Here is a 21,451-nt window from a genome sequence, read left to right as displayed (position 1 = left end):
TGATCGTTCTCTGGCGTCATAGACCCGGCACACCGGACGTTCGGAGAGGAGATGGTGATGCCGTACACCTTGCGAGGCGGTCACGTCCCGATCCGGATGTGGGCCGATCCCGCCGACGTCGAGTCGGGCGCGCTCGACCAGCTCCGCAACGTCTCGAACCTGCCGTGGGTGCACGGCGTCGCGGTCATGCCGGACGTGCACTACGGCAAGGGCGCGACGGTCGGCTCGGTCATCGCGATGCGGGACGCCGTGGCCCCGGCCGCGGTCGGCGTGGACATCGGCTGCGGCATGACCGCGGTCAAGTCCAGCCTCACCGTCGATGACCTGCCGGACGACCTGAGCCGCCTGCGGGCCAAGATCGAGAAGGCGGTGCCGGTCGGACGGGGCGCGCACAAGACCGCGGTCGACCCGTCGGCCGTCCCGGGGCTGAAGGAACGCGGCTGGTACGAGTTCTGGAAGGCCTACGACGAGCTCGCGCCGGTCGCCCGGTCCCGCCGGGGCCGTGCGACGTCGCAGCTGGGCACGCTGGGCTCGGGCAACCACTTCCTGGAGGTGTGCGCGGACGCCGACGGCGCGGTCTGGCTCGTGCTGCACTCGGGTTCGCGCAACATCGGCAAGGAGCTGGCCGAGCACCACATCGAGGCCGCGATGCGCCTGCCGCACAACCAGGACCTGCCGGACCGCGACCTGGCCGTGTTCGTCAACGGGACGCCGAAGATGGAGGAGTACCGCCGGGACCTGTTCTGGGCGCAGGACTACGCACGGCGCAACCGCGCGGTGATGATGGCCCTGACGCAGAACGTCGTCTCCCGGTTCTTCGCCGGCAAGCGGGTCCGCTGGGACGACGTGATCTCCTGCCACCACAACTACGTGGCGGAGGAGACCTACGACGGCGTGGAGCTGCTCGTGACCCGCAAGGGCGCGATCCGCGCGGGCGACGGCGACCTCGGCATCATCCCGGGCTCGATGGCCACCGGCACGTACATCGTCCGGGGCCTGGGCAACGAGACCGCCTTCAACTCGGCCTCACACGGCGCGGGCCGCCGCATGAGCCGTTCGAAGGCCAAGAAGTCCTTCACGGTCGACGACCTGATCGAACAGACCAGGGGAGTCGAGTGCCGCAAGGACCCGGGCGTGATCGACGAGATCCCGGGCGCGTACAAGGACATCGAGTCCGTGATCGAGGCGCAGACCGACCTCGTCGAGGTCGTCGCCCACCTGCGCCAGCTGATCTGCGTCAAGGGCTAGCTAGGAGGCCCTGCCGGCCCGGTACGCCGGGCCGGCGGGGTCACCAGGTGTCCCAGTGGATCACCGACTCCGGGTCCGGCCGGGTGGCGGGCTTGAAGTCCGTACCCTTCGTGTAGGCCAGCGGCGTCAGGACCGCCTGCGCCACCGTGTCGTACGGGATGCCCATGATGTCGGCGACGTCCTGTTCGCGGGAGCGGTGCATCGACGTCCAGGCGGTGCCCAGGCCACGGGCGCGGGCGGCCAGCATGAAGTTCCAGACCGCCGGCAGGACGTTGCCCAGGCCCGCGGTGGCCGAGGCGCGGTCGCGGCCCTCGTTGCAGCCCAGCACCAGCACCGGCGCGTCGCCCATGTGCTCGCCCAGGTGGTCGGCCGAGGCCGCCACGCGGGCCTGGATCCGGTCGCGTTCCGGGTCGCCGGCCGGGTTGCCCGGATAGCCCGGGGAGGCCTTGTACTTCGCGTAGACCTCGCGGTACACCTCGCCGATCGCGCGCCGTTTCGCCTCGTCCCGGACGACGACGAACCGCATGGTCACGATGGTCGATCCGGACGGCGCCTGCAACGCCATCGCGACGCATTCGCGGATCAGTTCCGTCGGTACCGGGCGGGTGAGATCCAGCCGCTTGCGTACGGCGCGGGTCGTGGAGAGCAGTTGGTCCGGGTTCAGGTCGAGCAGTGACATGCCGCCCAGGCTATGACTCAGGTGTGGCGGGCGGCGAAGCCGGTCACCGCGGACAGGACCTCGTCCTTGTTCGTCTCGTTGAACACCTCGTGCCGCGCGCCCGGATAGATGATCTCGGTGAGGTCCTCGCCGCGGATCTCCTCGATGCCCGCGCGCGTCGCCGGCAGCGGTACGAGTTCGTCCGCGTCGCCGTGGACCCACAGCGTCGGCGGGGCCAGCCGCCCGCCGGCGGAGATCGCCGACAGGCAGCGGTCGAAGGCCGCGACCGTCGCGGGCTTGAACGGGCCGTGCCAGACCAGCGGGTCGGCCTCGTACGCCGCGCCGACGGCCAGGTCGCGGGACAGCGTCGCAGGGTCGATGGGCGCGTCCGGAATCGACGACACACCCCGCAGCGCCTCGATCGGGGCCCACCGCCCGAGCACCGGGCCGGACAGCACGAGCGCGGCGAGGCCGTCGCCGTACCGCTGCGCGTAGCGGGCCGCGATCATCCCGCCCATCGAGTGGCCGATCAGGACGACCGGCAGGCCGGGATGGCGCGTACGGGCCTGGTCCTCGACGGTGCGCAGGTCGGTGACGATCTCCTCGAAGTCGGGGACGAGGACCCGCTCGCCCGCCGATTTCCCGTGCCCGATGTGGTCCGGTCCGTACACGACGGCGCCGTTCCGCAGCAGCGTGTCCGCGACGTACTCATAGCGCCCGATGTGCTCCCCGTAGCCGTGGGCCAGCAGGGCGACCCAGCGGGGCGCCTCGGCGGGCCACTCGCGGGCGGTGATGCGTTCGCGTTCGCCGGTGAACTCCCATTCCATGACCACATGATCGCCGCACCCGCCCGGGAACACCAGGTCGCCGTGCCCGGTTGGTGGTACGGCATAGGCTGAATGAACCGGTCGCTACCAGAGGGGGCAGTTTCGTTGCTGACGGACGGTTTCGGCAGGGTGGCGACCGACCTTCGGGTCTCCCTCACCGACCGCTGCAATCTTCGCTGCACCTACTGCATGCCGCCCGAAGGCCTGGACTGGCTGCCCAAGCCCGAGCTCCTCACCGACGACGAAGTGGTGCGCCTCGTCGGCATCGCGGTCGAGCGGCTCGGGGTCACCGAGGTCCGCTACACCGGCGGGGAGCCGCTCCTGCGCCGCAACCTCGTCGGCATCGTCACGCGGACGGCCGCGCTGGGCGCCGAGGTTTCGCTGACCACCAACGGCATCGGGCTGACCCGCCTCGCCGCCCCGCTCGCCGAGGCCGGTCTCCACCGCGTCAACGTCTCCTTCGACACTCTCGACCGCGCGACCTTCAAACGGCTCGCCCACCGCGACCGGCTCACGGACGTCGTCGAGGGGCTGGCCGCCGCCGAGAGCGCGGGCCTGCGCCCGGTCAAGGTCAACACCGTCCTCATGCGCGACGTGAACGACCACGAGGCCGTGCCCCTCCTGCGCTTCTGCCTGGACAAGGGGTACGAGCTGCGCTTCATCGAGCAGATGCCGCTCGACGCCCAGCACGGCTGGCGGCGCGAGGGCATGATCACCGCCGACGAGATCTTCGAGCGGCTGTCGGAGACGTTCACGCTGACCCCCGACGACCGGCACGACCGCGGCAGCGCGCCCGCCGAGCGGTTCCTCGTGGACGGCGGCCCGGCGACGGTCGGCGTCATCGCCTCGGTGACCAGGCCGTTCTGTGGCGCCTGCGATCGCGTACGGCTCACCGCCGACGGCCAGATCCGCAACTGCCTGTTCGCCCGCGAGGAGTCCGACCTGCGCGGCGCGATGCGCTCGGGAGCCTCCGACGACGAGATCGTCGAGCGCTGGGTGGCCGCCGTGGCCGCCAAACGTCCTGGCCACGGAATCGATGATCCGAGTTTCCTGCAGCCGATACGTCCGATGTCCGCCATTGGCGGGTAGAAAGGACGGCGTGACCGAGCAGCCACAGGAACACCGGGTCGAGATCACGGTCCCGCCGGACCACGAGGTCGGATCGCACGCAAGCTTCGCCTCCGTGTGGCGGACCCAGGACTCCTTCGTGATCGACTTCTCCACCGAGGTACGCCCCGCCGAGCCGGCCGAGGACCCGGACAGCGGCGCCCGCTACCTCCACGTGCCGGCCCGCGTGGTGGCTCGTGTCCGCATCCCGCCCGGCCAGGTGTGGGAGCTGATGAAGTCCCTCGAGCAGAACCTCAGCGCGTACGAGCGAGAGAACGCCAAGAGCACCCATGACGAGCAGTGAGGCCGCGTACGAGGCCGTGGTGCTCGCCGGCGGGGGAGCGCGGCGGCTGGACGGCGCCGACAAGCCGGGCCTCCTGGTCGGCGGGCGGGCGCTCGTGGAGTGGGTCGCCGCGGCGGTGGCCGGCGCGGAACGCCTGACGCTCGTCGGCCCGCCCCGCCCCGAACTCCCGCACGCGACCGTCGTACGCGAGGATCCGCCCGGCGGCGGCCCGGTGCCCGCGCTGCGGGCCGGGCTCCCGGGCGTACGCGCTCCGCAGGTCGCGGTGCTCGCCGCCGACCTGCCGTTCCTGCGGCCGCCCCACGTGGAGGCGCTGCGGCGGAGCGCGTACGGGAGGTCCGGTGCGGTCCTCGTCGACGCGGACGGGCGGCCGCAGTGGCTCGCCGGAGTCTGGCGTACGGCGGACCTGCGCGCGGCCCTCGCCTCGTACGGAGGCTCGTCGCTCCGGGGCCTGATGGACCCGCTCGACCCGGCCCGCGTACGCGCGGCGGGGGAGTGGCCCGCCTGGTATGACTGCGACACACCGTCGGACGTCGCGGCGGCGTCCCGGATGATCAGGGAGAACAGTGCTTGACGACTGGGTCCAGGCGACCTGCGCGGAGCTCGGCATCGACCCCGCCGAGGTGCACCGCGATCTGATCCTCGACGTGGCGCGCGACGTCGCGCACGGGGTGGCGCGGCCGGCGGCCCCGCTGACGGCCTACATCATGGGCCTCGCGGTCGGCAGCGGCACGCCCGTACGCGACGCGGCGGCCCGGATCACCGAGATGGCCGAGGGATGGGTGCCCGGTTCCGGGTCCGAATCCACGCCGGACTAGTGTCGAACAGGTGTAGTCCTGTGACGGCGTGGTACTTAGGCGTGACACGACATCAAAGATCGCGGAGGCGGGCATGGCCGACTTTCTGACCGATATCAATACGCTGCGGGAGCGTGCGCGGGCGGAGATGGACAAGGGTCCGGTCACGTCGGCGTACGGGGCCGATCTGGAGCGGGTGATCCAGGTGTGCAACGAGGCCCTGGCCACCGAGATCGTGTGCGTGCTGCGGTACAAGCGGCACTACTACACGGCGACCGGCATCTACTCCGAGCCGGTGGCGGCCGAGTTCCTCGAGCACGCCGCCGACGAGCAGCAGCACGCGGACAAGCTGGCCAACCGCATCGTCCAGCTCGGCGGCGCGCCGGACTTCGACCCGGCCCGGCTGTCGACCCGGTCGCACACCGAGTACGACGCGAGCAGCGACCTGGTCTCCATGATCGAGGAGGACCTGGTCGCCGAGCGCATCGCGATCGCCTCGTACATGGAGATCGCCCAGTGGATCGGCGACGGCGACCCCACGACGCGCCGTCTCTTCGAAGAGCTCCTGGCGGACGAGGAGGACCACGCGGACGACCTGCACTCGCTGCTCGAGCGTCTGCCGAAGGACCTTCAGCGTTCCGGCTCCTAGGGTCTGTCTCGAGGAGGTCCCCGTTCGCCGGCAGCGGGACCTCGAGACCTGCCCTGGACGGTACGAGCGGGCCGTCGTCCCCTTTCACGGGGGCGGCGGCCCGTTTCTCGTCAGCGGGCACGGGCGAGCAGCACGAGGACCGTGAGCGTGGCGGCGAGCGGCAGCGCCGGGGCGGCGGGGCGGAGCCAGGTGAAGAGGGCGGCGTTCAGCCCGGCGCCGGCGAGAGCGGCGGCGAGGACGGCGAAACGCCGCCGCATGGCGGCCGGCACGCCGGTGGTGGCGAGCTCGGTGGTGAGGGTCGTGAGCGTGCCGGTGAGGTAGGCGGTGGCGACACCGGTCAGCGGGAGCGTGTTGACCCCGGCACTCTGCACCCCCATCGCGAACGCGGACAGCGCCAGCAAGACGATCCGCGCCGCCGCGGCGGGATGCCCGCCGGTGGCGAGCCAGACGGAGAGCACCGCCACCTGCGCGACCGGCACCACCGTGAGCGCCCGCCACAGCCGCCCGGCCTCCCCACCCGGCGCCCGGGCACGCCCACAGACGAGTCGCCGAGGCCGGCGTGCGTACGCGGGCAGCGAGCGAGCGTGCGGAGAAGACGCCTCGCCGGCCGCGAACCGCCGGGGACGCCCTCGTACGCCGGCGCCCGGCTCATGCCGCACCGGCCGCCCACCGCCCGCCTTCTTGAGGAACCCGCGCGCTGAGCGAGCACGAGAAGCCGCACCGAACGCGCCGGAGGCCCGTCCCGCGTCCGTATGCCGGGGCCGCACGCCACCGCGAAACCGGCCGACCACTCGCGAACGCCGGCCGCTCCGATACGCGCGGCGGAGCCATCCGGCGGCCCGCGAAGGCGGGCGGCCTCGTCGCGTGTTGCGGGCCGGGGACGCGGCGCCGGAGGTGTCCGGGCCCCGTGCGGGTTCGGCGGGTCGCCGCTTCCCGTCGTCCGGTCCGGAGCCGGCGGGCCGGCCGAGCCGGAGCTGAGGCGCCCGTCGCACCCGGCGGAGCCGGGCGACCACTCGCCGCGGACTCCGGCGTGCGGGGCGAGGCCGGGAGGCGGCGTCCGACGTGTCCGGGGCTCGCTCGCCTTCCGCGGCCCGGTTCCCGTCGTCCGGTTCGAGGATCGCGGGCCGGGCGCGGCGGAGCCTGACCGCGTCGCCCGGGAAGGACCATCCGCCCGGCGTCTCCCGGCGGAGCCGGCCGGCGGTGGTGAAGACGCCCAGGACGTACGCCGCGATCGAGGCCGTCGCCGACAGGGCCGGGTCGAGGCTGGCGTGGACGGCGGCGACGCCGAGCAGCACCAGATTCCCGGTCATCACGCTCGCGAAGACCGCGCCCAGGCCCGCGAAGCTGAACGCGTCCACCGCTCCCGAGCCGGCCGCCAGCAGGATCACCGCCTGCATGAGTCTTCCCGGTACGCGCCGCACGGCCATGGCGGCGCCCCCCCGACACCCCGGCTACTACTCGCGCCCGTTATCCCCGGTCCACCGGCGCACGACACCGGGCCGGCCGGCGCGGAAGGCTACTCGACCTGCTCCACCGGCACCGTGTCGCGGAGGAAACCGCGGCGGGACAGGAAGTCGGTCAGGTGGTCGCGGTGCTCGTCGCACGCCAGCCAGATCTTTCGCCGGTCCGGCGTGTGGATCTTCGGGTTGTTCCAGCGCAGCGCCCAGCGGGCCTCGGCACGGCAGCCCTTGGCCGAGCACTGACGCGGCTCGTCGGTGGTCACGGGCCCCAGTCTGGCCGATCGATTGGGCCGTACGGGAACCGGGCCGGTGAAGCGGGACCGGATCCCGGGATTCGGCGCCGGCGCGTTCGTCTCGTGTCCGGATGTGGCCGTCTCCAAAACGGACGTACGGGGCCCGCACGAAACGATCCGGCGGACTTGACAGCCTTGACAAGCCGGCATCAGGTCCGACGTCGAGCACGAAAAAACCCTAAAACCGGTCACTCCGCCCACCATCCGACGCGACCTAAGACGACGGGTGGAGTCCGAAACATAGCCGGGTGGCGGCCTTTATCAACCTAAGGATGGATCCACAGGCGTACCTGGGGCGACTACCGTGATCCACCTCACTCACCGCAATCAACCGACTCAGGATCAGGGAATGATCGAGGCAAAGAACCTCACCAAGCGTTACGGCGACAAGATCGCCGTCGACGATCTGTCCTTCACGGTCGAACCCGGCCGGGTCACCGGCTTCCTGGGCCCGAACGGCGCCGGGAAGTCGACCACCATGCGTCTGATCCTCGGTCTCGACCGCCCCCAGCGCGGCGACGCGACGATCGACGGCAAGCACTACCGCGACCTGCCCCGTCCGCTGCAGACGGTCGGCGCGCTCCTGGAGGCCCGCGCCATCCACACGGGCCGCAGCGCGTACAACCACCTGCTCTGCCTCGCGCAGACGCAGGGCGTCGGCAAGAAGCGGATCGACGAGGTCATCGAGCTGGTCGGGCTGACCGAGGTGGCCAAGAAGCGCGCGGGCGGGTTCTCGCTCGGCATGGGCCAGCGGCTCGGCATCGCGGCGGCGCTCCTCGCCGACCCGTCCGTGCTGATCCTGGACGAGCCGGTCAACGGGCTCGACCCCGAGGGCATCGTCTGGATCCGCACGCTGATGAAGCACCTGGCCTCCGAGGGCCGGACCATCTTCGTGTCCAGCCACCTCATGAACGAGATGGCCGTGACCGCCGACCACCTCATCGTCGTCGGCCGGGGCAAGCTCATCGCCGCCTGCTCCACCGAGGAGTTCATCGAGCGCAGCACCGAGGAGGTCGTCGTCGTCCGCAGCCCGGACGCCGCGGGGATCGCCGCGGCCGTGGACGCCGAGGGCGGCAAGGCCGCCGTGGGCGAGGACGGCGTGCTGACCGTGACGAACATGGAGGCTCCGCGCGTCGGAGAGCTGGCCGCGGCCGGAGGGTTCGTCCTGCACGAGCTCACGCCCAAGCGCGGTTCGCTGGAAGAGGCGTTCATGGAGCTGACGCGCGAGAGCGTGGAGTACGGCGGTGGCGGAGTCGCCCCCGCGCCCGAACTGCCGGCGCCGGCCCCGCAGCCGCAGGCAGCCGTACCGGAGCCGCAGGGAGAAGCCCGATGACGACCACGACCGAAGCCACGGGCACCGTCCCGGAGATCCGAAAGGCCGGTTTCGGTCGGCTGATGCTCGCCGAATGGACGAAGATTCGTTCGGTGCGGTCGACCGTCTGGTCCCTGCTGCTGCTCGTGATCCTCGATCTCGGCTTCACCGCGCTCTTCTGTGGCCTGACGGTCGGGCAGTGGAACAACACCGACGCGGCGGGGCGCGCCACCGTCACGGCCGACCCGACGAGCACGATTCTCGGCGGCGGCTTCTTCCTCGGCCAGCTGACCGTCTGCGTCCTCGGCGTCATGGTGGTCGCCTCCGAGTACTCCACCGGGATGATCCGGGCCAGCCTGCTGGCCGTGCCGCGCCGGCTGCCGATGCTCGCGGCGAAGTCCGTGGTCTTCGGGCTGCTCATCTTCGTGATCGGCACGGCGGTCTCGTTCGCCTCGTTCTTCATCGGCGCGCCGATCCTGCACAGCAAGGCCCCGGTCGCGCTGGGCGACCCGGGCGTGCTGCGGGCCGTCGTCGGCGGCGGGCTCTACCTGGCCATGCTCGGGCTGTTCGCGCTCGCGATCGGCGCCATCATCCGGCACACCGCGGCCGGCATCACCGGCGTCATCGGGTTCGTCCTCGTGCTCGCGCCGCTGGCCTCGCTGCTGCCCGGAAGCATCGGTAAGCACGTCCACGCCTACCTCCCGTCCGAGGCGGGCCATCTCATCGGCCAGGCGCACCAGGCGCCGCACGACCTTCTGACGCCCTGGCAGGGCTTCGGGGTCTTCGCCATCTGGACCGTGCTCCTGCTGGTCATAGCGGGCGTACAGCTCAGGACCCGCGACGCCTGACCCGCGCGCCTGATCCGCGAACGCAAGAGTGAAGGGCCCGGTCAACTGACCGGGCCCTTTGCGTTCGTGCAGGTCAAAGCCCTGTTGAGGGAAAGTTTTCAGAAATGGCGACGCCGGGAGGATACGGGGGCAATCCTCCCGGCGTCGCATTCATCGGTGTTCCGACGGGGGCCCGGAACACCGGCACGGGCGCCCCGACGGGGGACCAGAGCGCCGGTACAAATCGTACACCGAACCCCCCCTGAGTTAGTCAAGACATTGTCACGAGCCGATTTGATCCCGAGGTCCAGAAATCGGCTTTTGGGCCTGCGATTCGCCCTCATACGGGGCAAAACGGGCAGAGCTATCCGGCTCGCGGCCTCCGTTGGCGAAGACCACCGCGACGTACGGCAGCACGACCGCGCCGGCGAGCGCCGCCAGCGCGAGCCATCGCCCCGCGCCGTGCAGCGTGACCGCGAACAGGATGCTCAGCAGGAAGCACAGGGCGCGGACGCCCATCGTGATGAGGTAGCGGCGCTCGCGGTAGCCGATGTCCTCCGACATCGGCCGCCGCGCGTCTGTGACCGTGTAGACGGCCTCTTGGCGGCGCCGCCGGAAGATGTTCACCCCTCCACGTTATGTCCCGGGGCCGGAAGAGCACACAGCCCCCGGCCGATCCCGGCGAGCGCGGCCAGGCCCCGGGCCCGTCTCGGGGCCTCCGTACGCAGCGAGCGAGGCGGAGGAGGAGGCGGCCTGGTTCGGCCGTCGGCTGAGGACAACGCGGCGAACGCGCATGTTCCGCACCCACCGCGTGTGGCCGCGCGGGGCCACCAGGTAGCGATCGCCCTCGTGCCTGAGCAGGTCGACCGGCGTCGTACGCCACTGCAACTCGCCTCCGCCGGAAACGCCTCCGCCAGCCGCCAGCCGCCAGCCGCCCACGGGCCTGCGCGCCGAGGGCTTCCCCTGCGGCGGTATCGCCCGCCGTCGGCGGCCGGCGTGCCCAGCACGTCTCCCGTACGGACGCCGTCGTCGGCGTAGACCTCGGCGGCCTCGTCGCGTCGCCCGAGGCCTCGGGCGGCGCTCGCGCGGTCGTCACGGCGCCGTCAAGCCGCCGCACACCCGTGGTCGGACACCCACAGCCGGGAGGCCCTTGCGGCGGCGCAGGCGCGGGCGTCCTCGTCGCGCAGGACGGTCCCTTCACGACGCCGGGCGGCCCGGAGATCTCCCGCAGCCACGCGATGTCGTCGTAGGTGACGTCGGCGGCCCGCTCGACGCCGTCGCCGAGGTTCGCCCGGAAGACTCTCGTCCGGGGCCAGTCCCGGGTCGCGGCCGCGCGGCCGCCTCCCGGGGGGAGGAGTGCCCCCGGTGAGCACGATCACCGCCGCGCCGGCGCCGGCCGCGCGCCGTACGGGCTCGCGGGTGCGGGTGCGGTCGCGCGGGACGTACGCCTGGAACCACCACGGTCCCGCCGACACCGCCACGTCCATGATCCGCCGCGCGCCGCGCGGGCCCTCAGCGGCGCGCGGGTCCGCCGCGGGCCGTGGCGACCTCGCCGTCCGGGTGGGCGAGGGTCTGGTAGCCGGCCGGCGCCACGCCCGCCGGGGCCGGCGGCACCCGGCCGAGCGCGCTCACGCGCGTGCCGACCCTCACGCGCGTGCCGACCCCACCACCTCGCCGACGTCGCGCAGCACGCGCGGGTGTTGGCGACGAGGGTGGTCTCGTCCCCGGAACCTCCGGCGTGGAAGCCGCCGTACCCAGGACGCGCCGCGCGCGCTCTTCGAGCGTGCCGTATTCGTCGTCAGAGGCGGACAGCGGCCGTCAGCCCGGAGGAGCGCACGATGCCGCATGGCGACGAGGGCCCGCGGGAAGGACGATGATCACCTGATCATTATCACGGCACAGGAGGCACCATGTCGGAGCGCACCTACCGGGTGACGGAGATCGTCGGGACCTCACCCGAGACCGTCGACGCGGCCATCCGCAACGCCATCAGGCGGGCGAGCGAGACGCTGCGCCATCTCGACTGGTTCGAGGTCACCGAGGTACGCGGCCAGATCGTCGACGGCGAGGTCGCGCACTACCAGGTGGGCCTGAAGGTCGGCTTCCGGCTCGAGGACTCCTGATCGAGGCCGGCCACGGCGGGCGCCGGACGCCCCGCGCGCTCGTGTTCGACGTCAACGAGACGCTGCTCGACCTCGGCGCGCTGGACGGGCTGTTCGAGGAGCTCTTCGGCGCCGCCGTGGCCCGGCGCGAGTGGTTCGCCCTCGCGGTGCACACGGCGCTGGTGACCACCGCCACCCGCCGCTACGAGAGCTTCGCCGTCATCGCGGGCGCCTGCCTGGAACCCCTCGCGGGCCGCCCGGTCTCCCCGGCCGAGCGGGAGCGCCTCGTACGGGCCATGGCGGAGCTCCCGCCCCACCCGGACGTGGCGGGGGCCCTCACCGCGCTGCGCGAGCGGGGCCTCCGCCTCGCCGCTCTCAGCAACAACCCGCTGGACCTCGTACGCGCCCAGTTCCGCAATGCCGGGCTGACGCCGCTGGTGGACGAGGTCCTGTCCGCCGAGGAGGTACGGCGGCTGAAGCCCGCGCCGGAGCCGTACCGGCACGCGGCGGAGCGCCTGGGCGTCGGGATCGGCGAGCTGATGCTGGTGGCGGCGCACGGCTGGGACTGCGCAGGAGCCCGGTCCGCCGGCGCCCGCGCGGCCCTGGTCCGGCGCGGCGGCGCGGCCCCGCTCCCGGTCGGCCCGCGCCCGGACCTCGTGGTGCCCGACCTGGCCGGGCTGGTCAGGGAGCTGGACTGAGGAACGGTCAGCGGCCGGTGTCGATCACGCAGAAGCGGTTGCCCTCGGTGTCGGCGAGCACGACGAAGTCAGGGTCGTCCGGATAGAGGTCCCAGTCGACCCGCTCCGCTCCGAGGGAGACCAGACGCTCGACCTCGGCCGCCTGGTCCGCCGCGTCGCCCGCGTACAGGTCGAGGTGGACCCGCGGGTGCCGCTGTACGGGCGTCGTGCTCAGCCCGATCGCCAGACCCGGGCCGGTGCCGCCGGGCGGCACCAGCACGGTCCAGTCGCCTTCGACCTCGCCGTCGCGCGGGACGTAGCCGAGCGCGCGCGTCCAGAAGCCCGCCGCGCGCCGTACGTCCGCCGCGCCGATCACGATCGTGCCGATGCCGAGCAAGGGTCAGTTCGCCTTGCTCACCGTCGACATGTTGAAGTCGGCCACGCGCAGCGGCGGCATCGCGGTGCGGGTGAAGTAGTCCGACCACTCGCGGCTCAGCCCGCGCCGGGTGGCGCCGGCCTCCGACAGCCGCGACAGCAGGCCCACCGGGCTCTCGTTGAACCGGAAGTTGTTCACCTCGCCGACCACCTCGCCGTCCTCCACCAGGTAGACGCCGTCGCGGGTCAGGCCGGTGAGCAGCAGCGACTGCGGGTCGACCTCGCGGATGTACCACAGGCAGGTCAGCAGCAGCCCGCGCCGCGTGCTCGCGACCATCTCCTCCAGCGTCGCCGTCGCGCCGGGGACCTCCATGAGGAGGTTGTCCACGCCCGGGGTGACGGGCAGGCCGGTGAGCGCGGCGGACTGGCGGGTCTGGATCAGCGCGGACAGCCTTCCCTCGGAGATCCAGTCGACGCTGTTCAGCGCGAGGCCGTTCTCGAAGACCGACGACTCGCGGCTGGACGCGTGGGCGACCACGAACGGCGTGCACTCCAGGCCCTCGGCGGCCGGGTCACTGTAGAGCCGCAGCGGGAGGTTGGAGAGCGTCTCGCCGACGCGCGTGCCCCCGCCCGGCTTGCTGAAGACCGTACGGCCCTCGTGGGCGTCGCGTGCGCCCGAGGACCAGTACATGTAGGTCATCAGGTCCGAGACCGCTCCGGGCGGCAGCAGGGTCTCGTAGCGGCCCGCGGGCAGCTCGACCCGGCGCTCGCCCCAGTCGAGGCGGCGGGTCAGGCTCGCGGCCATGCCCGCCACGTCGACGTCGCGGAAGTCCGGCGTGCCCGTGCCGGCCCAAGCGGACCGCGACATGTCCTCGGTCTTGGCGTTCAGCTCGAACTTGCCCGTCGGCTCGTCGAAGCGTAGCCGCAGCCCCGCCGACGTGCCCACGAAGGAGGAGTTCATCTCGTGCACGGCGAAGCCGTAGAGGCGGCGCGACGCGTCCTGGGCCGCGGCGAACGCCTCACCGAGCGCGGGCGCGAAGCCCTCGAAGACCCCCACCGACGTCTCGGCGGCCGGGTCGTCCCACGCGCCGCCGGAGCCCGCCTGCGCGGCATCGACGAGCGGCGCGGCGTCGTCGGCCGGGCCGCTCTCCTGCGCGGCGCGCTCGGCCGCGCGTACGAGATCCTCGATCTGGTCCGGGGTGACGCCGGCGCGCGACACCATGCCGGTCGACTCACCCGCGACGGCGATGACCGTCAGGCGGCGCGACCGGGTGACGCCGTTGGTGGTCAGCGTGTTGCCCGCCCAGCGGAGGTTCGCGCCGGTGGACTCGTCCGCGATCACGACGCATCCGTCGGTGCGCGACAGCGACAGCGCCCGCTCGACCGTCTCCTGCGGTGTGGTCACTGACCGGCCTCCTTGACCGCGTTGAGGATGTTGACGCCGCGGAAGAGGGCGGACGGCGCGCCGTGGCTCACCGGCGCGACCTGGCCGGGCTGGCCCTTTCCGCAGTTGAAAGCGCCGCCGAGGACGTAGGTCTCCGGGCCGCCCACGGCCTCCATGGAGTTCCAGAAGTCGGTGGTCACCGCCTGGTAGGCGGCGTCGCGGAGCTGCCCGGCAAGCCGGCCGTTCTCGATCTTGTAGAAGCGCTGCCCGGTGAACTGGAAGTTGTAGCGCTGCATGTCGATCGACCAGCTCTTGTCGCCGACGATGTAGATGCCGCGGTCGACGCCGGAGATCAGCTCCTCGGTCGAGGGGCCGTCCGGCGCGGGCTGGAGCGAGACGTTGGCCATGCGCTGCAGCGGCATGCTGGAGGGCGAGTCGGCGAACGCGCAGCCGTTCGAGCGCTCGCGCCCGGTCAGGTGCGCGATGTGCCGGTCGGTCTGGTAGCCGACGAACCGCCCGTCGCGGACGATGTCCCAGCTCTGCGTCTCGACGCCCTCGTCGTCGTAGCCGATCGTCGACAGGCCGTGCTCGGCCGTACGGTCGCCGACGATGTTCATCACCTTGGAGCCGTACTGCAGGTTGTTCAGCTTGTCGGGCGTGGCGAACGAGGTGCCGGCGTAGGCCGCCTCGTAGCCCAGCGCCCGGTCCAGCTCGGTGGCGTGCCCGATCGACTCGTGGATGGTCAGCCACAGGTTGGACGGGTCGACGACCAGGTCGTACACGCCCGCGTCGACGGACGGCGCGGCGAGCTTCTCGGCGAGATGGTCGGGGATGCGGGCCAGCTCGGCGTCCCAGTCCCAGGTCGGGCCGGTGAGGTATTCGTAGCCGCGCCCGGCCGGCGGCGCGAGGCTGCGCATCGTGTCGAAGCCGCCCTCGTGCAGGCCGACCGCGGTCACGACCGGCGCTACGCGCACGCGCTGCTGGGTGGTGACGGTGCCCGCCGCGTCGGCGTAGAACTTGTTCTCCTTGACCTGCAGCAGCGAGGCGTCGGAGTGCGCGACCCGGTCGTCGGCCAGCAGCCGCCGGCTCCAGTCCGACAGCAGCGCCACCTTGTCACCGATCGGCACGGTGAACGGGTCGACCTCGTAGGAGGAGATCCAGAGGCGCTCGCCGTAGGCCGGCTCGGGGGCCAGCTCGATGCGCTCGCGGTTGATCGCGGCGGCCACCTTCGAGACCTCGACCGCCTCCTCGGCGACGCGTTTCGCGGCGTCCGGCGTCAGGTCGATGCCCGCGGCGAAGCCCCACGTGCCGTCCTTGACGACGCGTACGGCGAAGCCCAGATCATCGGTGTCGGCCGCGGTCTCGAGCTGGCCGTCGGACAGCCGCAGCGTCTGCCGCCGGATCCGTTCGAGACGGAAGTCGACGTGCTCGGCGCCGAGGTCGCAGGCCCGTGACAGCGCGGCGTCGGCGAGCGCGCGCAACGGCAGGGCGGTGAATTCGGGATCGATCTCTCGCACTGCTGCAACCTATCGCGTCCTACAAAGACGGGCAGGTCACCCTTGGCGCTACCGCGCTCGTGCTACCGACAGGTAGCCCAATAGGCTCGCCAGAACCGCTAAGGAGAGGTTTCCGAATGACTCGCTCAGTCCTCGTCACCGGTGGCAACCGGGGAATCGGGCTGGCCATCGCCCGCGAGCTCAAGAGCTCGGGAGACGCCGTCGCCGTGACCTACCGTTCCGGCGAGCCGCCCGAAGACCTGTTCGGCGTCCGCTGTGACATCACCAGCGTCGAGGACGTCGACGCCGCCTTCGGCAAGGTCGAGGCGGAGCAGGGTCCCGTCGAGGTGCTGGTGGCCAACGCCGGCATCACCAAGGACAACCTGCTCGCGCTCATGAGCGAGGAGGAGTTCTCCTCGGTTCTCGACACCAACCTGACCGGCGCCTACCGCGTCTCCAAGCGCGCGGTACGGCAGATGATGCGCAAGCGCAGGGGCCGCATCATCCTGGTCTCGTCCGTGGTCGGGCTGCTCGGTTCGGGCGGGCAGACCAACTACGCCGCGTCCAAGGCCGGGTTGGTCGGCTTCGCCAGGTCCCTCGCCCGCGAGCTCGGCTCGCGCGGCATCACCGTCAACGTCGTCGCTCCGGGTTTCGTCAACACGGACATGACGGCGGCACTGGGCGAGGACCGGCAGGCCGAGATCAGGAAGCAGATCCCGCTGGGCCGCATCGCCGAGCCCACGGAGATCGCCAAGACGGTACGGTTCCTGGCCGGCGACGACGCCGCCTACATCACCGGCGCGGTCATCCCGGTCGACGGCGGCCTTGGAATGGGGCACTGAATGGGCATTCTCGACGGCAAACGCATCCTCGTGACGGGCGTCCTCACCGACGCCTCGATCGGCTTTCACATCGCGCGGCTCGCGCAGCAGGAGGGCGCGACGGTCGTGCTCACCGGCTTCGGGCGCATGTCGCTGGTGGAGCGCATCGCCAAGCGGCTCCCGGAGCCCGCGCCGGTGATCGAGCTCGACGTCACCAGTGAGGAGCAGCTCGATGGCCTGGCCGACCAGGTGCGCGCGCACACCGACGGCCTCGACGGCGTGGTGCACTCGATCGGGTTCGCGCCGCAGACCGCCATGGGCGGCAACTTCATGAGCACGCCGTGGGGTGACGTCGCGACCGCCGTGCAGATCTCGGCCTACTCCCTGAAGTCGCTCACCGCCGCCTGCCTGCCGCTGATGAAGGCCGGCGGCTCGGTCGTCGGGCTCGACTTCGACGCCAGCCAGGCCTGGCCGGTCTATGACTGGATGGGCGTCGCGAAGGCCGGTCTGGAGTCGACCGCGCGCTACCTCGCCAAGTACCTCGGCCCGGAGAACGTCCGCGTCAACCTCGTGGCGGCCGGCCCGCTCAAGACGATGGCGGCCAAGAGCATCCCGGGCTTCGACCAGTTCACCGACGTCTGGCCGGAGCGGGCGCCGCTCGGCTGGGACGTCGGCGACCCCGAGCCGACCGCGAAGGCCTGCGTGGCGCTGCTGTCGGACTGGTTCCCGGCGACGACCGGCGAGATCGTGCACGTCGACGGCGGAGTCCACGCCGTCGGCTGATCAACCGACGTGAGGACCGTACGGCGGTGACCGCCGTACGGTCTCAGTCGTTCCGGCGGCGCCGCAGCACGCTCAGGTTGAGGGCCGCGAGCGCGCCGATGAGTCCGGACGCGGTCGCCACGAGCATCGGCGGCACCGTGTCGCCGGCGGGGGCCGTCTCCGCGACCAGGCGCGCCGCGGGCGCCTGCCCCTGAGGCGCCGCCTCGGGCAGCACGAGCGGGTCCTGGTCCGCGGCGCCGGGCAGCGCGGGCGTCACGGTCGAGTCCGGCACCGCGATGTCGGGGACGTCGCCCCCCGGAAGCGGCGCGCCGGCCGAACCCCCGCCGGACGAGCCGTGGTGCGCGGGCGCGGGCTTGGCGGCGGGTTTGGGCTTGGGTTTCGGAGCACTGCTCGGCTTGGCGGTGGCACTGGGCGGCGCCGCCGGAGTGCCCGTGCCGGCGCCGAGCAGGCCGCACAGCAGCTTGCCGAGCTTGCATTCGTCCAGGCCGGTCGCCGCCGACCGCGTCTCCGCCGACGCCGGGCCCGCCGCCGCGACGAAGAACACGAGTGCGCCGGCCGACAACGTCGCCGATGTCGCGCCGACGCGCCACCGGTCTCGTCTCATCGCCATATCGCTCCCCTCGGTGAGTTCTATTGAACATCACGTCCAAAGAGGATGCCAGTGACCACTTACTTACGGACGAGTCAACACGCTCGTATGATCACAAAGTGTCACCATGATGTGCACGCATGGTCACAGGTCGGCGAGGTTCTCACGGAGCAGCTCGGCGAGGCGGGTCCGGCGCGCCGGCTCCTGGCGTTCGCGCACGGCGAGGGCGAGCTCGGGCCCGGCGGCGTGCACCACGGACAGGTGCCGCCGCGCCCGGGTGAAGGCCCCGACGACCAGCGGGCGCGTCAGCACTCCCGCGGCCTCACCGCTCATGACGGCGACGACGGCCGGCCAGCGCGTGCCCTGCGCGCGCTGCACGGTCACCGCCCAGCCGTGCCGCAGCGCGGCGCCGGGCACCGTGACGGTGCCGGCGTCGAACGCGACGTCGACCCGGTCCTCGTCCGGCTTGGCGGCCACCACGTCGCCGAATTCACCGGCGGCGGCCGTCGGCAGGTCCGTCGCCGCCACCACCCGGTCGCCCGGGTCGTACGGGCCGGGGCCGGGGTTGAGCCGCTCCTTGAGCGCCTGGTTGAGCGCGTTCGCACCGGCCTCACCGCGCTGGGCGGGCGTGACGACCAGGACGTCCCCGGCCGGGATGCCGAGGGCGCGGGGGATCGAGTCGGTGACGAGCTGCACCGCCCGGTGAGCCGCCTCGCGCGCCTCGCCGGCCGGCACGATGACGACCGTACGGTCGGCGGGGTCCACCGGCACCAGGCCGCCCTCGCGGGCCGCGGCGGCCACGCGGTCGATCGCATCGCCGTCCTCGGCCGGCAGCGCGGTGACCGGGATCACCCCGGAGGCGATGACGTCGCCGAGCACCCGCCCGGCGGCCGGGGGTGACGGCGCAGCCGGGTCGGCGGCGAGGACGAGGTGGGTGCCGTCCATGCACGCCTCGACCAGCGCCGCCGCGTGTACGACGTCGAGGGTGCTGGCCTCGGTGACGATGACGAGGTCGGCCTCGAGGGGGCTGTCGACGCCTCTGGAGTAGCCGTCCGGGCCGGGGCCCAGCGTGAGGTGGGCCGACCGCTCGCCGCCGGCGTCCTTGGCGGCACGGTCGGTGGCGGCGAGGACGATGACGTTCGGCGCGTCCGCCAGCGCGCGTACGGTCCGCTCGATCGCCGCCGGCGTGCCGGTGAGGACGGTGACGCCGTGTTCGAAGATCGCCTCGGGTGCGCCGTCGACGGGCGGCAGCGGGTCGGCCATCGCGGTGAGCCGGGCCAGCCCCTCGGCGACCGTCTCCTCGGCGGTGGCGAACTCGGCCAGGCCGAGCAGCTCGGTCTCGGTCCCCTCGCCCGCGAGCGTGATCTCTCCCGCGCCGATCGCGGCGCGCAGCGCCTCCACGGCGTCGCCCGGGTCGTAGGCCTCCAGCGCGGACAGCAGCGTCGTGACGGGCGTCACGGTGTGCCCGTCGCCGGCCGCGCGCAGCAGCAGGTGCGCGGCGAGCTCGACGACGCGGCGCGGGTCGCGTGGGCCGGCCTCGTCGCCGAGGAGCCGTTTGGCGAAGAAGTCGGCCTGCTCAGGCCGTATGCCCGGGACGCGGAGCAGCCGCCAGGGGTTGTCACGCAGCGCGTCGGCGGCGCCCGGCCCGAGGCGCACGAAGGCGGCGTACGCGAGCCGGGACGGAACCTCCGCGGAGGCGAACAGCTCGGTCAGCGCGGCGGGCGGGCCGAAAAATGTGTCGGTCATCGACGGTCACCCTATGACGCCGGGCGCACCCGGCGCGCGCGATCCACGGCGGCCGGCGGTCGGTCGTTCAGTCGTCGTCGGAGGAGATGTCGTCGAGGGCGTCGCGGATCTCGCCCGGGAGCGTGATCTGCTCGGTCTCCAGGATGACGGCGAGCTGGCCCGCCGTACGGGCCCCCACGATCGGCGCCACGACGCCCGGCTGGTCGCGTACCCAGCACAGCGCCACGGCCAGCGGCGACACGCCGAGGCCCTCCGCGGCCGTCGACACCGACTCCACGATCCGGGCGGCCCGCTCGTTGAGGTAGGGCTGGACGAAGTCGGCGTAGTGCGGGGCCGCCGCGCGGGAGTCGGCCGGGATGCCCGTGCGGTACTTCCCGGTCAGCACGCCCCGGCCCAGGGGAGAGGACGGGAGCAGGCCCACCCCGAGTTCGAGCGACGCCGGCACGACGTCGTCCTCCACGTCGCGCCGCAGCAGGGAGTACTCCACCTGCGTGGAGATGACCGGCGTACGGCCCGGCCAGGCGCGCTGCCACGTCGCGGCGGTCGCGAGCTGCCACGCGCCGTAGTTCGACACCCCGGCGTAGCGCGCCCGGCCCGAGGAGACGGCCTCGTCCAGCGCGGACAGCGTCTCCTCCAGCGGCGTGCGGGGGTCGTAGGCGTGCAACTGCCACAGGTCCACGTTGTCGACGCCGAGCCGGTCCAGCGAGGCGTCCAGCGCGCGGAGGAGGTGGCGGCGGGAGGCGTCGCGCGCGCCCTCGGCGGTCAGCACGGCCTTGGTGGCGATGACCAGGTCGTCGCGGTCCACGAGGTCGCGGATCAGGTCCCCGATCACCCGCTCGCTGTCGCCCCCGCAGTAGACGTCGGCGGTGTCGATGAGGCTGCCGCCCGCCGAGACGAACGTCGTGAGCTGGTCGGCGGCGTCATCCGGATTGGTATCGCCGCCCCACGTCATCGTGCCCAGGCCGAGGCGGGAAACGGCCAGTCCGCTTCGGCCGAGGTGACGCTGTTCCATGCCTGCGGAGCGTATCGGGCGCGGCGGGGTTCGTCCGCACGCACCCGTCCTGGTCGCTAGGCTTTCCGCGTTACCCGCTGAGTGAGACATCGCCCGGTCACGGGCGGTCGAAGGAGATCCCGCACCCGTGAATTTCGTGCAAGCGACCGTGCTCGGAGTCGTCCAGGGGCTCACCGAGTTCCTGCCGATCTCCAGCTCCGCTCACCTTCTTATCGTGCCCCGGTTGCTCGATTGGAAGGATCCGGGAGCGGCTTTCACGGCGGTCATCCAGCTGGGCACGATGCTCGCGGTGCTCATCTATTTCTGGCGAGACATCATCCGCATCGTCACGACGTGGTTCCGCAGCCTGTTCGACAAGGAGCTCCGGCACCACCTCGACGCCCGGATGGGCTGGTACGTCGGCCTGGGCACGATCCCGGTATCGGCGGTCGGCCTGGTGTTCAGCCACGCCATCGAGGGCCCGGCCCGCAACCTGTGGATCAACGCGGGCACGCTGATCGTCATGGGACTCGTGCTGCTGATCGCCGAGTGGGCGGCCCGGCAGAAGCGCGAGATCGGCGACCTCAACCTGCGCGACGGTCTGATCATCGGCGGGTTCCAGTGCCTGGCCCTGATCCCCGGCTCGTCGCGGTCCGGCTCGACCATCACCGGCGGCCTGTTCCTCGGCTACACGCGTGAGGCGGCCGCGCGCTACTCCTTCCTGCTGTCCATCCCGGCGGTCGTGCTGTCGGGCCTGTTCGAGCTGCGCAAGGTCGGCGACGGCTCGCTGCCGGTGGCCGGCACCGCGGTGGCCACCCTGGTGTCGTTCGTCGTCGGCTACGCCTCGATCGCATGGCTGCTGAAGTTCCTCGTCCGCCACTCGACCATGGTGTTCGTCTACTACCGGGTGGCGCTCGGCGGCATCCTGTTCGGCCTCCTCGCGGCGGGCGCGGTCGCCGCGACGTAGCGTCCTTCACCGGGTGGCCTTCGTGCCGGGCCGAACGTACG

General features: G+C 72.3%; 26 protein-coding genes. 13 read left to right on the top strand and 13 right to left on the bottom strand.

The annotated features are described in order from the left end of the window. The first annotated feature begins 57 nt into the window (after positions 1 to 57). Positions 58 to 1,248 carry an RtcB family protein gene (locus QWU11_RS22115; RefSeq protein WP_290116072.1) on the top strand — a complete coding sequence of 397 codons (1,191 nt, stop codon included), beginning with the start codon at positions 58 to 60 and terminating at the stop codon, positions 1,246 to 1,248. 40 nt (positions 1,249 to 1,288) lie between these two features. Here QWU11_RS22115 and QWU11_RS22110 read toward each other — a convergent pair whose 3' ends face one another. Both QWU11_RS22110 and QWU11_RS22105 read right to left on the bottom strand, forming a co-directional pair. Continuing rightward, on the bottom strand, positions 1,289 to 1,927 hold the full coding sequence (locus QWU11_RS22110) for a nitroreductase family protein (RefSeq protein ID WP_290116071.1): 639 nt from the start codon (positions 1,925 to 1,927) through the stop codon (positions 1,289 to 1,291). 17 nt (positions 1,928 to 1,944) lie between these two features. Further along, on the bottom strand, positions 1,945 to 2,733 hold the full coding sequence (locus QWU11_RS22105; RefSeq protein ID WP_290116069.1) for an alpha/beta hydrolase: 789 nt from the start codon (positions 2,731 to 2,733) through the stop codon (positions 1,945 to 1,947). Between the two features lie 105 nt (positions 2,734 to 2,838). Here QWU11_RS22105 and moaA point away from each other — a divergent pair, with 105 nt between their 5' ends. The 5 genes from moaA (at position 2,839) to QWU11_RS22080 (ending at position 5,587) form a co-directional block, all read left to right on the top strand. Then, positions 2,839 to 3,822, top strand: a complete 984-nt coding sequence (gene moaA, locus QWU11_RS22100; protein ID WP_290116068.1) for a GTP 3',8-cyclase MoaA — start codon at positions 2,839 to 2,841, stop codon at positions 3,820 to 3,822. 10 nt (positions 3,823 to 3,832) lie between these two features. Then, entirely contained in the window at positions 3,833 to 4,144 is a 312-nt protein-coding gene (locus tag QWU11_RS22095) for a DUF3467 domain-containing protein (protein ID WP_290116067.1), read from the top strand. Continuing rightward, entirely contained in the window at positions 4,131 to 4,715 is a 585-nt protein-coding gene (locus QWU11_RS22090) for a molybdenum cofactor guanylyltransferase (protein ID WP_290116066.1), read from the top strand. The genes QWU11_RS22095 and QWU11_RS22090 overlap by 14 nt, the downstream gene beginning before the upstream one ends. Further along, positions 4,708 to 4,959 (top strand): DUF6457 domain-containing protein, encoded by a 252-nt coding sequence (locus tag QWU11_RS22085; RefSeq protein WP_290116065.1) that lies wholly within the window; start codon positions 4,708 to 4,710, stop codon positions 4,957 to 4,959. Before QWU11_RS22090 ends, QWU11_RS22085 begins: the two co-directional genes overlap by 8 nt. Positions 4,960 to 5,032: 73 nt before the next feature. Further along, positions 5,033 to 5,587: a ferritin-like domain-containing protein gene (locus tag QWU11_RS22080; RefSeq protein ID WP_290116064.1), complete on the top strand. Its 555-nt coding sequence runs from the start codon at positions 5,033 to 5,035 to the stop codon at positions 5,585 to 5,587. Between the two features lie 110 nt (positions 5,588 to 5,697). Here QWU11_RS22080 and QWU11_RS22075 read toward each other — a convergent pair whose 3' ends face one another. Further along, a complete protein-coding gene (locus QWU11_RS22075; RefSeq protein ID WP_290116063.1) occupies positions 5,698 to 6,984 on the bottom strand; it encodes a YoaK family protein in 1,287 nt (428 codons plus the stop codon). A gap of 119 nt (positions 6,985 to 7,103) precedes the next feature. Next, positions 7,104 to 7,310, bottom strand: coding sequence for a hypothetical protein (locus QWU11_RS22070; RefSeq protein WP_290116062.1), 207 nt, complete (start codon positions 7,308 to 7,310; stop codon positions 7,104 to 7,106). A 379-nt stretch (positions 7,311 to 7,689) separates the two neighbouring features. On the opposite strand from QWU11_RS22070, the gene QWU11_RS22065 reads away from it, so the two are divergent. Both QWU11_RS22065 and QWU11_RS22060 read left to right on the top strand, forming a co-directional pair. Next, entirely contained in the window at positions 7,690 to 8,673 is a 984-nt protein-coding gene (locus QWU11_RS22065; protein ID WP_290116061.1) for an ATP-binding cassette domain-containing protein, read from the top strand. Next, positions 8,670 to 9,500, top strand: a complete 831-nt coding sequence (locus QWU11_RS22060) for an ABC transporter permease (protein WP_290116060.1) — start codon at positions 8,670 to 8,672, stop codon at positions 9,498 to 9,500. The genes QWU11_RS22065 and QWU11_RS22060 overlap by 4 nt, the downstream gene beginning before the upstream one ends. 261 nt (positions 9,501 to 9,761) lie before the next feature. Here the strand turns inward: QWU11_RS22060 and QWU11_RS22055 are convergent, their stop codons facing one another. From QWU11_RS22055 to QWU11_RS22050, 3 genes are all read right to left on the bottom strand, one after another. Beyond that, on the bottom strand, positions 9,762 to 10,106 hold the full coding sequence (locus QWU11_RS22055) for a DUF3099 domain-containing protein (RefSeq protein ID WP_290116059.1): 345 nt from the start codon (positions 10,104 to 10,106) through the stop codon (positions 9,762 to 9,764). A 476-nt stretch (positions 10,107 to 10,582) separates the two neighbouring features. After that, positions 10,583 to 10,966: an alpha-hydroxy-acid oxidizing protein gene (locus QWU11_RS47380; RefSeq protein WP_354670878.1), complete on the bottom strand. Its 384-nt coding sequence runs from the start codon at positions 10,964 to 10,966 to the stop codon at positions 10,583 to 10,585. A 25-nt stretch (positions 10,967 to 10,991) separates the two neighbouring features. Further along, positions 10,992 to 11,129, bottom strand: a complete 138-nt coding sequence (locus QWU11_RS22050) for an alpha-hydroxy-acid oxidizing protein (RefSeq protein ID WP_290116058.1) — start codon at positions 11,127 to 11,129, stop codon at positions 10,992 to 10,994. 260 nt (positions 11,130 to 11,389) lie between these two features. Here QWU11_RS22050 and QWU11_RS22045 point away from each other — a divergent pair, with 260 nt between their 5' ends. Both QWU11_RS22045 and QWU11_RS22040 read left to right on the top strand, forming a co-directional pair. Beyond that, entirely contained in the window at positions 11,390 to 11,602 is a 213-nt protein-coding gene (locus QWU11_RS22045) for a dodecin (RefSeq protein WP_290116057.1), read from the top strand. Positions 11,603 to 11,643: 41 nt separating this feature from the next. After that, on the top strand, positions 11,644 to 12,279 hold the full coding sequence (locus QWU11_RS22040; RefSeq protein ID WP_290116056.1) for a haloacid dehalogenase type II: 636 nt from the start codon (positions 11,644 to 11,646) through the stop codon (positions 12,277 to 12,279). 7 nt (positions 12,280 to 12,286) lie between these two features. On the opposite strand, the gene QWU11_RS22035 is transcribed toward QWU11_RS22040, so the two are convergent. From QWU11_RS22035 to QWU11_RS22025, 3 genes are read right to left on the bottom strand one after another with little or no spacing between them, the layout of a single operon-like run. Further along, a complete protein-coding gene (locus tag QWU11_RS22035) occupies positions 12,287 to 12,655 on the bottom strand; it encodes a VOC family protein (RefSeq protein WP_290116055.1) in 369 nt (122 codons plus the stop codon). A 3-nt stretch (positions 12,656 to 12,658) separates the two neighbouring features. Continuing rightward, positions 12,659 to 14,038 (bottom strand): metallopeptidase TldD-related protein, encoded by a 1,380-nt coding sequence (locus tag QWU11_RS22030; protein ID WP_290116054.1) that lies wholly within the window; start codon positions 14,036 to 14,038, stop codon positions 12,659 to 12,661. Next, on the bottom strand, positions 14,035 to 15,534 hold the full coding sequence (locus QWU11_RS22025; RefSeq protein WP_290116053.1) for a TldD/PmbA family protein: 1,500 nt from the start codon (positions 15,532 to 15,534) through the stop codon (positions 14,035 to 14,037). Before QWU11_RS22025 ends, QWU11_RS22030 begins: the two co-directional genes overlap by 4 nt. Before the next feature lie 116 nt (positions 15,535 to 15,650). On the opposite strand from QWU11_RS22025, the gene QWU11_RS22020 reads away from it, so the two are divergent. After that, positions 15,651 to 16,355, top strand: coding sequence for a beta-ketoacyl-ACP reductase (locus tag QWU11_RS22020; protein ID WP_290116052.1), 705 nt, complete (start codon positions 15,651 to 15,653; stop codon positions 16,353 to 16,355). Further along, complete coding sequence (fabI, locus tag QWU11_RS22015; protein ID WP_290116051.1) at positions 16,356 to 17,117, top strand: enoyl-ACP reductase FabI; 762 nt, start codon at positions 16,356 to 16,358, stop codon at positions 17,115 to 17,117. A gap of 43 nt (positions 17,118 to 17,160) precedes the next feature. Here the strand turns inward: fabI and QWU11_RS22010 are convergent, their stop codons facing one another. The 3 genes from QWU11_RS22010 to QWU11_RS22000 all read right to left on the bottom strand — a co-directional run bounded on the left by QWU11_RS22010 (position 17,161) and on the right by QWU11_RS22000 (position 20,464). Beyond that, positions 17,161 to 17,727, bottom strand: coding sequence for a hypothetical protein (locus QWU11_RS22010; protein WP_290116050.1), 567 nt, complete (start codon positions 17,725 to 17,727; stop codon positions 17,161 to 17,163). Between the two features lie 123 nt (positions 17,728 to 17,850). Further along, positions 17,851 to 19,452 carry a helix-hairpin-helix domain-containing protein gene (locus tag QWU11_RS22005; protein ID WP_290116049.1) on the bottom strand — a complete coding sequence of 534 codons (1,602 nt, stop codon included), beginning with the start codon at positions 19,450 to 19,452 and terminating at the stop codon, positions 17,851 to 17,853. A 67-nt stretch (positions 19,453 to 19,519) separates the two neighbouring features. Next, entirely contained in the window at positions 19,520 to 20,464 is a 945-nt protein-coding gene (locus QWU11_RS22000; RefSeq protein WP_290116048.1) for an aldo/keto reductase, read from the bottom strand. Positions 20,465 to 20,591: 127 nt separating this feature from the next. Between QWU11_RS22000 and QWU11_RS21995 the strand changes: the two genes are divergently transcribed. Beyond that, positions 20,592 to 21,410, top strand: coding sequence for an undecaprenyl-diphosphate phosphatase (locus QWU11_RS21995; protein ID WP_290116047.1), 819 nt, complete (start codon positions 20,592 to 20,594; stop codon positions 21,408 to 21,410). The last annotated feature ends 41 nt before the right edge of the window (positions 21,411 to 21,451 follow it).

Origin of the sequence: Actinomadura sp. DC4 (assembly GCF_030406325.1) — a bacterium.
In the GTDB taxonomy this organism is placed as follows: domain Bacteria; phylum Actinomycetota; class Actinomycetes; order Streptosporangiales; family Streptosporangiaceae; genus Actinoallomurus.
Note: the sequence above shows the minus strand (reverse complement) of the source record. Positions and strands in the feature narration are given on the sequence as shown.